General features: G+C 59.6%; 9 protein-coding genes. 4 read left to right on the top strand and 5 right to left on the bottom strand.

Annotated features, from left to right (window positions below; translation table 11 throughout):
• The 3 genes from AC3WP7_RS20435 to AC3WP7_RS20425 form a co-directional block, all read left to right on the top strand.
• The coding region (locus AC3WP7_RS20435) for an RHS repeat-associated core domain-containing protein (protein ID WP_492599329.1) at positions 1-2,493 on the top strand (2,493 nt) is incomplete at its 5' end.
• A 3-nt stretch (positions 2,494-2,496) separates the two neighbouring features.
• On the top strand, positions 2,497-2,904 hold the full coding sequence (locus tag AC3WP7_RS20430; RefSeq protein WP_092247633.1) for an Imm50 family immunity protein: 408 nt from the start codon (positions 2,497-2,499) through the stop codon (positions 2,902-2,904).
• A gap of 555 nt (positions 2,905-3,459) precedes the next feature.
• On the top strand, positions 3,460-3,822 hold the full coding sequence (locus tag AC3WP7_RS20425; protein ID WP_058424472.1) for an Mpo1-like protein: 363 nt from the start codon (positions 3,460-3,462) through the stop codon (positions 3,820-3,822).
• Between the two features lie 2 nt (positions 3,823-3,824).
• On the opposite strand, the gene AC3WP7_RS20420 is transcribed toward AC3WP7_RS20425, so the two are convergent.
• The 3 genes from AC3WP7_RS20420 to AC3WP7_RS20410 all read right to left on the bottom strand — a co-directional run bounded on the left by AC3WP7_RS20420 (position 3,825) and on the right by AC3WP7_RS20410 (position 5,797).
• Positions 3,825-4,622 carry an acyl-CoA thioesterase gene (locus AC3WP7_RS20420; RefSeq protein WP_102593248.1) on the bottom strand — a complete coding sequence of 266 codons (798 nt, stop codon included), beginning with the start codon at positions 4,620-4,622 and terminating at the stop codon, positions 3,825-3,827.
• A 90-nt stretch (positions 4,623-4,712) separates the two neighbouring features.
• Positions 4,713-5,474 (bottom strand): CHAD domain-containing protein, encoded by a 762-nt coding sequence (locus tag AC3WP7_RS20415; RefSeq protein ID WP_102593247.1) that lies wholly within the window; start codon positions 5,472-5,474, stop codon positions 4,713-4,715.
• Positions 5,475-5,518: 44 nt separating this feature from the next.
• On the bottom strand, positions 5,519-5,797 hold the full coding sequence (locus AC3WP7_RS20410; protein WP_012722962.1) for a hypothetical protein: 279 nt from the start codon (positions 5,795-5,797) through the stop codon (positions 5,519-5,521).
• A gap of 214 nt (positions 5,798-6,011) precedes the next feature.
• On the opposite strand from AC3WP7_RS20410, the gene AC3WP7_RS20405 reads away from it, so the two are divergent.
• Positions 6,012-7,049, top strand: a complete 1,038-nt coding sequence (locus AC3WP7_RS20405; protein ID WP_058424475.1) for a patatin-like phospholipase family protein — start codon at positions 6,012-6,014, stop codon at positions 7,047-7,049.
• 61 nt (positions 7,050-7,110) lie between these two features.
• Here AC3WP7_RS20405 and AC3WP7_RS20400 read toward each other — a convergent pair whose 3' ends face one another.
• Together AC3WP7_RS20400 and AC3WP7_RS20395 are read right to left on the bottom strand one after the other, a co-directional pair.
• The gene (locus AC3WP7_RS20400) at positions 7,111-7,800 is read right to left on the bottom strand and encodes a response regulator (RefSeq protein WP_071490041.1); all 690 of its coding nucleotides are present in this window, start codon (positions 7,798-7,800) and stop codon (positions 7,111-7,113) included.
• 37 nt (positions 7,801-7,837) lie between these two features.
• Positions 7,838-10,489, bottom strand: a complete 2,652-nt coding sequence (locus AC3WP7_RS20395) for a DUF4118 domain-containing protein (RefSeq protein WP_092247625.1) — start codon at positions 10,487-10,489, stop codon at positions 7,838-7,840.
• Between the last annotated feature and the right edge of the window lie 69 nt (positions 10,490-10,558).

The raw sequence follows: 10,558 nt of genomic DNA, 5'->3' as shown, positions 1-10,558 counted from the left end.
CAGTACGACGAAGCCGGGCGCTTGGTGGCGGTGTTTCCGGGGGACGATGAGCCGACGACCTACGAGCATGACAACGGCTTCGTACGGGTTGTAAGGCGGGGTCAGGCGGTTTGGAAGTATGAGCGCAATGATCAGGGCGATGTAACGCGCAAGACCGATCCTGATGGTCATGTGACTGACTACAGCTACAACAAATACGGGCAACTGGTTGGGGTTTGGTACCCGGACCACAGCTGTCAGCGGCTGGTGTGGAATGAGCGTGGGCAGTTGCTTGAAGAGCAGTTGCCCAATGGTGGGATCAAGCGTTATCGCTATGACGATCTGGGGCGACAGATTGCGCGTGAGGATGAGCATGGCGCGCTGACCCAGTATCAGTGGGACGACGTTGGGCGGTTAGTCCAGGTCGTCTTGCCGAGCGGCGACACGCGTAAATATACCTACAACGCTTACGGAAAAATCACTTCCGAACGCGACGAACAGGGGCACGTCACCCGCTACGAATACACCGACGGCCTGCACCTGATCAGCCGCCGCATCAATGCCGATGGCACCCAGATCAAGTACCGCTACGACAACGCGCGGTTACTGCTGACCGAGATCGAAAACGAGGTGGGCGAGACCTACCGGCTCCAGTACCGCAGCAACGGCCTGATCCAGCAGGAAATCGGCTTTGACGGCCAGCGCACGGCGTACGTATACGACCTCAACGGCAACCTTCAGGAAAAAACCGAACACGGCGATGACGGCAGTCAGCTGGTTACCCGCTACCAGCGCGATCATGCCGGACGCCTGATCAGAAAAACCCTGCCCGATGGCAATACCGTCGATTACACCTACGACCGCCAGGGGAATCTCTTAGGCGTCGAAGACGGCCACTGGGCCCTGGCCTACGAGTACGACAGCCAAAACCGCCTCACCGCCGAACACCAAGGCTGGGGCACCCTGCGCTACGGCTACGACGCCTGCGGCCACCTGCAAAACCTGCGCCTGCCGGACAACAACCGCCTCACCTTCAATCACGACAAAGGCGGCCACCTCGCCACCGTCGAACTGAATGGCGCCGTTCTCACCTCACACCTGTTCAAGGCCGGTCGCGAACAGCAACGCCAACAAGGCCAACTGTTCAGCCACTACCAACACGACCACCAAGGCCGCCTGTTCAACCAGAGCATCAACGACGCCGAAGGCCCGGTCTATCGCCGTCATTACGACTACGACAAATCCGGCAACCTCACCCGCCTGCTCGACACTCGCAAGGGCGAACACCGCTACCACTACGACCCACTCAACCGCCTCACCCGCGCCGACCAAACTCAAGGCGAGCAAGAACGCTTCGGCCACGACCCCGCCAGCAACCTGCTCATGCAAAACCGCCCCGGCCCCGACATCGTCGCCGGCAACCGTCTGATGATCCAGGGCGACCATCATTACGACTACGACGCCTTCGGCAACCTGATTCGCGAACGACGCGGCAAGGGCCATCAACTCGTCACCGAATACCGCTACGACTGCCAGCACCGTCTGATCAGCATCACCCGACCTGACGGCCAGATCGCCAGCTACCGCTACGACCCGTTTGGGCGGCGTATCAGTAAAACCGTCGACGGCATTACCACCGAGTTCTTCTGGCAAGGCGACAAACTGATTGGCGAACACCATGCGGATCGGCATCGCAGCTATCTCTACGAACCAGACAGCTTCCGTCCGCTAGCCTTGCTGGAAGGCTTCGGCCCCAAGGAAACCAAGCCCTACCACTACCAACTCGACCACCTCGGCACGCCGCAAGAACTCACCGCCCCGGATGGCGAAATCGTCTGGTCCGCGCATTACCGTGCCTATGGCGAAATCAGCCGTCTTGATACCGGAAAAATCGACAATCCGCTGCGCTTCCAGGGTCAGTATTTCGATCAGGAAAGCGGGCTGCACTACAACCGCCATCGCTACTACAATCCGGATGTTGGACGTTACCTGACGCCGGATCCAGTGAAGCTGGCGGGTGGGATCAATGCGTACCAGTACGTGCCTAATCCCACGGGATGGGTGGATGCGACAGGGCTGAGCGCCAATTGTCCGCCGAAAGGGATACAACAGCCAGCCTGTAAAACACAGAATGAACCGGAAACACCTGATGTTTCTCGCAGAGGCGCTTTCAGACAAGCGAAAAGAGATGCTGGGATACCGATGGTTCAGGCCCCGGATATGGTAGTAGACCCAGACATAGGAAAGGCCAAACAATACACGACTGAAAAAATGACAGACAAGAATAGGAAAACAGTTCTGGATGAAAACGGCAAACCCATAAACACAAAAGTCTATCAATTCACAAGAGCAAACGGCTCGAAAATCCTTATCCAAGACCACTCAGCAGGCCATAAATACGGTAGCGTAGATGGAATTGGAGACCATTCATCGCACTTTAATTTGAGACCAATCGAAAAACCTCGAAAAGGTTATCTTGAAGGCGCAAAAAAACACTATCCATTCAGGAAATAAAAAATGAAATACTGGAACGAGTTAGAGGGGAGTATATTTCTTAGCAAAGTCTTCAGCCTTCCTGTTGAGATTGGAAAAATAGCCATTTCCTCATTAAGGGTAGAAAATGATCAGCCTTGTATTGGAATAGGATTCGACATCTCCGAATTTCCAGACAAACTACCAGAAAAATGGAAAAACAAAGGGTATAACATGTGCAGACTTGGAATAACCTGCAACGACATTAAAAATCTGAAAGTCTTTAACATCCCCGCACACGAGGTATTTACCGTAAAAATCAATAAGAAAATGGACCACTTTACTTTTGAAGCCACCAGCGATAATGCACACATAGAGTTCAACGCAAAATTTATTTCACTCAGCGGACCAACCGTTTATATCAACGATCCGGACGACTATTACTTCAAATAACCAAACCCAGTATATACTTCCCCATAAATGCGGCTAGGGGGGCGCCACCTAATCCATCATCTCGAAAAAATATAGACAACTCATTCGAAACTTTAAATATACGCGCCAGAAAATTGAATCGGCAGAACTCACGACTTCGATTAACAATCTGGCGTGGAGTCTTTTCAAGTCAGAAAGCGATGTACCCGAACCAATCGAATTGAACGAAAAAGCACAGAATACGACTCTAACTTCTGGCAGGAAATACAGAACAGGATTAGTCAAGAAATCTAGTTTCAGTGGGGTTCGATTCGGCATACAGGGCTTAGAAAATCCATGATGCAAAAGATATTACAGCGGTTCTGGGTGAGACGACCGGTTATCCATTCCAGATAACCGATAACAACCTCACGTTTCTGATACACATGGACGACCATGACTGCGTTATTTGGACATAAGGGGGGACATGCCGAAAACTACCCTCTATGACCCCCATAGCCAGCCCCAATTCGCCGCCCCGCCCGCCCCCGCCTAAACTCTGTTCAAGTTGTTTCAACGGACAGAGGATTCATCATCATGGGCAAACGTCACCCCAATCTCCCCGCCTGGCAATGGCGTCACTACCCGCAGAACCATCAGCACCCGACCAACCTGGCGTTGCACCTGATTGCCGTGCCGCTGTTCATCATCGGGTTTCTGTTGATTGTATCCGGGGTGTTCAGCCTGAGCCTGGCCAGTTTTGCCGTCGGTGTGGTCGGTATCCTGGCTGGCCTGGCGTTGCAGCGTCATGGTCATAGCCTGGAAGCCCAGGCCAGTGAACCGTTCAGTGATCGTAAAGATGCGGTCCAACGCCTGGTGGTCGAGCAGTTCGTGACCTTTCCGCGCTTTGTGTTGAGCGGTGGCTGGTGGCGCGCCTGGCGGCAGCGCCACAGGCATTGAGATCAGGCGAAGACCACCACGGTCTGGCGGCTGATAGCGATGAGTTCGCCGGTCGGGCTCCACAGGGCGGCGGCGGCATGGCCGTAGCCGTCGCGGGCGTGCTCGATATTGACGCAATACTGGCACCAGTCGAGGGTCGTGAGGTCTTGCAACGGCTGGATGAATTCGATGGTCCAGGTCAGGGTGCTGCCCGGTGCCGGCTTTTTCAGGTGCGGCAGCAACGCAGGGGGCCAGGCGTCGACCAGGGCAAGGATATGCGCCTCCGTCAGCGGCTCTTCCTTCACATCGCCGCGCAACCGTACCCAACCGCCCATGTCGCGGGATTTATTACCGGTAAAGGGTAAGCCGCCGACGCTCCAGCGCATCGCCAGATGGCGCATGAATTCCGGGGTGACGCCCTTGATATAAGGCAGTTCCTGGCACTCATCCCAGTGCTTGAACACCGGCGGCGCTTCGCCTTCGACCGCAATTTCCGACTCACGGGCCCCACCGAAACTGGCCTGTACCAGTGTCGCCACTTCACCGTTCTGCACCACACGGCCAAGCAATTGGCTGACGGCTTTGCCTTCGCGCAGCACTTCGACTTGATAACTGGCGGGGACGTCCGGCGCTACCGGGCCAACAAAGGTGATTGCCAGCGACCGTAAAGGACGATCCGCGGGCACTTGGGCACGCAGGGCTTCGTATTGCAATGCGGCGACCAGGCCACCAAAGGTCGCACGGCCCTGGGCCCATTCGGCGGGGATGGTGACATCCAGCGGGTTGCTGCGGGCGGCGTCGAGCAAATCACTAAAGCGCATGGCGGTCTCACATCAAAGGGAACAGATGAGGGATCTTAACCATCAGGCCAATCAGGTACAGCGCCTATTCCGGCCAAAAGCCGGACCGGCTTAGAAGCAATCAGCGCTGAGTTTATCCAGCACTCGATCCGCCTGCCCTTCCGCCTTGGCCATGGTGCGATGCCATACGGCAACACAAGGTTGCAGATCAGCCTGGTGTTCAGCCTGGACCAACCACTGCCAGCAGTCATGCCAATCCCCCAGGGCGCCCTGGGCTTTTTTCAGGTGCGACATGGCGTTGGCGGGCAATTTATCCAACTCGGGATAGGCCTCGGCGGCGTAGCGCACGCGCTTGATCAGCAAGCGGAGGCGATGGCGATCATGGCCCGGATCCTTCAAGGCCTTATCGAGTGCCTGCCATTGCTTGGCCAGACGCTTTTCGATGCGTGGGCGCAGGCCTTTGAGCAACTTCTGGTGCTCAGAAGCACGGATGAAACGCGGGAAGGCGTCGAGGATCAGCAGCAAGTGCGCAAGCTCCGGGCTTTGCGCCACCTGACGATAGGCCTCGGGTTGCAGGCGCAGTCGTCGGTTTGCGGCCTCATGATGGCCATGCAGGTGCAAATACGCCGCCAGCACCTCGCGGTCGCGTAGCGGCGTAGTCAATTGGCCGACGGTGCTGGCCGCCAATTCAAGCTGCTCCACCCCTGGCAAGCCGCGCAAGGGGCGCAACAGGCTGCGCAGACGGCGCACAGTGGTGCGCAGGTCATGCAGGGCTTCGTCGTCGGTGACGGCGGCAAGACGAGCCTGGCAGCTCAGTAACCCTACTTCCAGGCCAATGACCTGAGCGACTAACTGATCGACCAAAACTGACATCCTGCCCCCACTACCTGATGAGAAATCCTACTCGCTGCTACAGGTCAACGCCCGGCGCGAGACTCACGAATATAGAACCGCGCTTTCTCGGCCTTGTTGGAGCAGCCTTCAAACGCTTCAAATTGCTGCTGGGTCTTGGCGCCTGTCAACAGAGACAGTGCCTTAGAGTAGCTCACGGTGCCGGCAAAGCCTTCGGCCTTGGCCAGGTCAAGTTCTTTCCAAGCGGCGTCCAACTGGCTGCCGCAACTGTCGCGGTAGGCGGTTTTCCCGGCGCAACCAGCCAGGGCCAACACGATCACAGGCACACACATCCAGGCTTTCATCAATGACACCTCAAAAAGAAAAAACAGTCGTACGTTGTAGACGTTGCCTACAGGGAAAAGTGCCTGTCCTTAGCCTGAAATCGATAGTACCTATTGGCCAGAGCATACCCGAGCAGCAGCGCTATCCTGGAAAAATATTGCAGGCTCCCACGAATATTGAAGCCGGCCTCTCATGGGTGCATTGTGGGCACCTGCCTTGGGGAGGACATGGACCATGAAGAAACGTGTTGCCTTGGTGCTGGGTTCCGGTGGAGCTCGGGGCTACGCCCATATCGGGGTGATCGAGGAAATCGAGCGGCGCGGCTACGACATCGCCTGTATCGCCGGCTGTTCAATGGGAGCGGTAGTCGGCGGCATTTACGCCGCTGGCAAGCTGGACGAGTATCGAAACTGGATTGAAAGCCTCGACTACCTCGACGTGTTGCGCCTGGTCGACGTGAGCTTCCGCCTGGGCGCCATTCGTGGCGAGAAAGTCTTCGGGCAGATCCGCAAGATCGTCGGCGAGATCAATATCGAAGAACTACGCATCCCCTACACCGCAGTCGCCACCGACCTTACCAACCAGCAGGAAATCTGGTTTCAGGAAGGCTGCCTGCACCAGGCCATGCGCGCCTCGGCGGCGATTCCCAGCCTGTTCACCCCGGTGATGCAAGGCAACCGCATGCTCGTGGACGGCGGCCTGCTCAACCCGCTGCCCATCGTGCCGGTGGTGTCGAGCCACTGTGACTTGATCATTGCGGTCAACCTCAACGCCACCAATCAGAAGCATTACCAGTTGCCGGTGATCCAACGCCCGCCCGCGTTCAAGAGCCGCTTCAACAACCTGGCGAGATCACTCGGTTCGCACCTGCCCTTTCGCCGCAAGCAGGCCGAACAATTGATGAAACTCGAGCAGGAGGCGTTGGAAGCGCAGGCGGCGGAGATCAACCCGTGGCTGGAATCTGCCGAACCGGAATCCCAACAACCCGCCGCGGCACCGGAAAAGCCCGGCGCACCGAAGTCGGCAACCGGGTCGTTCATCATTGATAACGTCGGCCCGGCTTCGCTGCTGGACCTGATCAACCAGAGCTTCGAGGTGATGCAGACGTCGCTGGCGCAGTACAAGATCGCCGGCTACCCGCCCGACGTGCTGATCAACGTGCCGAAGCGGGTGTGCCGTTTTTTCGAGTTCTACAAAGCGCCGGAATTAATCGCCCTGGGACGGGAAATTGCCAGTGATACGTTGGATCGCTATGAAAGTGAGCAACGCTGAAACAGGCGCGTCACTAACGCCGTTGTGGCGAGCCCGCTCGCCACAGAGAAGCACCTGAGATCTATCCGCCCAACAACCGATACCCCACCCCCGCCTCGGTCACGATAAACCGTGGCTGGGTCGGGTCATCCGCCAGCTTCTGGCGCAGGTGTCCCACGACGATGCGCAGGTAGTGGCTGTCCTCGGTATGGGTCGGCCCCCAGATATCCTTGAGCAATTGCTGCTGGGTAATCACCCGCCCAGGGTGCCGTGCCAGTTGCGCCAGCACCGCGTACTCCTTGCGCGTCAGCGCCACTTCAGCGCCGTCCAGCAGCACCCGGCGATAGGCCAGGTCCACCGTCAGCGGGCCAAAACGCAAGGCTGCTTCCTGGGCTTCCCCCGCTGGCGCCTGGCGTAGCAATGCACGCACCCGGGCGAGAAACTCCTGGATGCCAAAGGGTTTGGTCACATAGTCATTCGCACCACCATCCAGGGCCTCGACCTTTTGCCCCTCGCTGGCCCGCACCGACAGCACCAGCACCGGCACCGTCGACCACTCGCGAAATTCACGCAGCACCTGCTGGCCGTCCATGTCGGGCAGGCCAAGATCGAGGACCAGGAGGTCCGGCTTGTTCAACGCGGCCTGGGCCAGGCCTTCGTTGCCGGTACCGGCTTCGATCACTTTGTAGCCCTGCGAGGCCAGGCTGATGCGCAGGAATTTGCGGATCTGCGGTTCGTCATCAATGACCAAAATCGTCGCGGTCTGGCTCATGGCTTCCAATCAAAATCCGTGAAGAAAACAGGGTAGCTCATGCCTCGCGCTCCAGGCCAGGCTGTGTCGGCAACGGCAGGAACAAGGTGATGCAGGTGCCACGCCCGTCAATGCCGTCGGCCACGCTGATATGCCCACCGTGGGCGCCGACCATGCCCTGGCAGATTGCAAGGCCCAGCCCCGTGCCCTGCCCGCCTCGATCACCGCGTGCTGCGGTGTAGAACATATCGAAGATCTTTGCGCGCTCATCCTCGGGAATGCCGGGGCCTTCGTCGGCCACGGCGAAGAACAGCTGGTTATCGGCAACGCCGGCGCTCAGTTGCAAACGCCCTTGCGGCGGCGAAAAACGCGCGGCGTTTTCCAGCACATTCACCAACGCCTGCTCGATCAACGCAGCATGCACATACAACAATGGCAACTCGGGCGGTACGTCGGTACTCACCTGCAACGGCGCCAGCACTGCACGCAGACGGCCGAGGGCGCTGCCGACGATATCACCCGGCGACACCCAATCCCGCGCCAGCTTCAACGCACCGTGGCCGAGGCGGGTCATGTCCAGCAGGTTCTGAATGTAACGGTCAAGACGCTCAGCCTCATCGCGAGTGCCTTCAAGCAATTCGCGACGATCCTCCAGCGGGATCGCTTCACCAAGTGCCAGCAAGCTGTCGATGCTGCCACGCATGGAGGTCAGCGGTGTGCGCAAATCATGGGAGACCGACGCCAGCAAGGCGCTGCGCAGTTGCTCGGTTTCGCCGTGCAACCTTGCAGACTCCAACTCCTGGGCCAGTTGCGCCCGCGCCAGCGCCTGGGCCAATGGCTGGCTCAAGGCGGTGAGCAGGCGACGGCGTTGGCCGCTCAATTCCAGGCCCGGTTTGGGACTGACCCCCAGCAAACCCAGCGGGCCTTCTTCGCCCGACAACGGCCACCACCACCAACGCCCGAACGGCAGGGTCCCGGTGCCCATGCCCGCTGGTTGGTCATGTTGCCAAGCCCAATCGGCGGCGGCGCGCTCGGCTTCGGTAAGCGTCAGCGGGCCGCCGGTCTCGATTGTCCAACCGCCTTGGCCATCACGATTGACCAGGCACAGGTCCAGGTCGCTCCAGCCTTCCAGGTGATGTGCGGCAGCACTGATCACCGCCTGGCGATCGGTGGCGGCCGTGAGTTTGCGCGACAGGTCGAGCAGCTCGCTGGTTTCTTCCTGGGTGTCGCGCAACGCCTGCAACTGGCGGCGCTGGCGCGCAGCCAGGTTGCCGGTCAGCGCCGCCATCAACAGGAAGAACAACAGGGTCAGTACGTCTTCTTCACGCTGGATGGCGAAGGAAAAATTCGGCGGGATAAACAGGAAGTCATAGGTCAGGAACGACAATGCCGCACACACCAGCGACGGCCCCAGGCTGCTACGCACTGCCACCAGCAATACCGCCGCCAGGAACACCAGAGAGATGTTCGGCAGCGGCAAGGCGCTGGACACCGCCCAGGCCACCGCCGCCGCGACCACCGTGGCCAAAACCGCCAGTGCGTAGTCGAACCACACTAGCCCGCGTACATCCGGCAAGCGCGGCGGCGCCGGGATATCGTCGCTGTCGAGGACGTTGATTTCCAAACCTCGCGCATTACGCAACAAACGCGCAGCCAGGCCGCCGCCGAACAAGCGACGGCGCCAACGCATCCGCGACTGCCCCACCAGCAGCAGACTGGCGCGGCGTTCGGCGGCGTGCTGGATCAGCGTCTTGGCCACCTCCCCTGCGCGCAGCAACACCACCTCGCCGCCCAGTCGCTCGGCCAACTGCTGGGCATTTTGCAGGCGCAGCCGCGACTGCTCGTCCCGCGCTCGGCCGTTATCGATATGCACCAGGCTCCACGGCAAATGGCGGCGCTGGGCAACCCGGCTGGCATGGCGCACCAGGCGCTCGGCCTGGGCATCGCCATCCACGCCGACCAGCAAGCGCCCACGCACCGCCGGCGCGGCTTGGCCGAGCTGGCGATAGCCTTGGGCCAAATCGTCATCGACGTGGGCGGCGGCGGTTTGCATGGCCAACTCGCGCAAGGCCATCAGGTTGGTCTGGGTGAAGAACGCATCGATGGCCGCCCGCGCCTGCTCCGGCACGTAGACCTTGCCATCGCGCAGGCGCTCCAGCAGCTCGCGGGACGGCAGGTCGATCAGCAGCAGTTCGTCGGCCTCTTGCAGCACCCAGTCCGGCAGGGTTTCACGCACTTGCACGCCGGTGATGCCGCGTACCTGGTCGTTGAGGCTTTCCAGGTGCTGGACGTTGACCGTGGTAAACACGTTGATGCCGGCAGCGAGCAGTTCCTGGATGTCTTGCCAGCGCTTTTCGTGACGGCTGCCGGGGGCGTTGCTGTGGGCCAATTCGTCGACCAGCACCAGCTTGGGCTTGGCGGCGAGCAGGCCGTCGAGGTCCATTTCTTCGAGCATCACGCCACGGTATTCGCTGCGCAGCAACGGTTGCTGCGGCAGGCCGCTGAGCAAGGCTTCGGTCTCGGCACGGCCGTGGGTTTCGACCACACCGGCGATCAGCTTCACGCCCTGTCGCAGTTGCGTGTGCGCGGCCTGGAGCATGGCGTAGGTCTTGCCCACACCCGGCGCGGCGCCAAGGAAGACTTTGAGCCGGCCACGGCCGTCCCGGGGCAGATCGGCTAACAGGGCATCGGCGCGGCCGGAGTCGCTCATGCTCGGGGTTCCTTCAGATGTTTATGGGTTGCGCCGCAGGACGTCATCGCGGGCAAGCCCACTCCCACA

This window comes from Pseudomonas sp. FW305-3-2-15-C-LB1, assembly GCF_058787615.1.
Note: the sequence above shows the minus strand (reverse complement) of the source record. Positions and strands in the feature narration are given on the sequence as shown.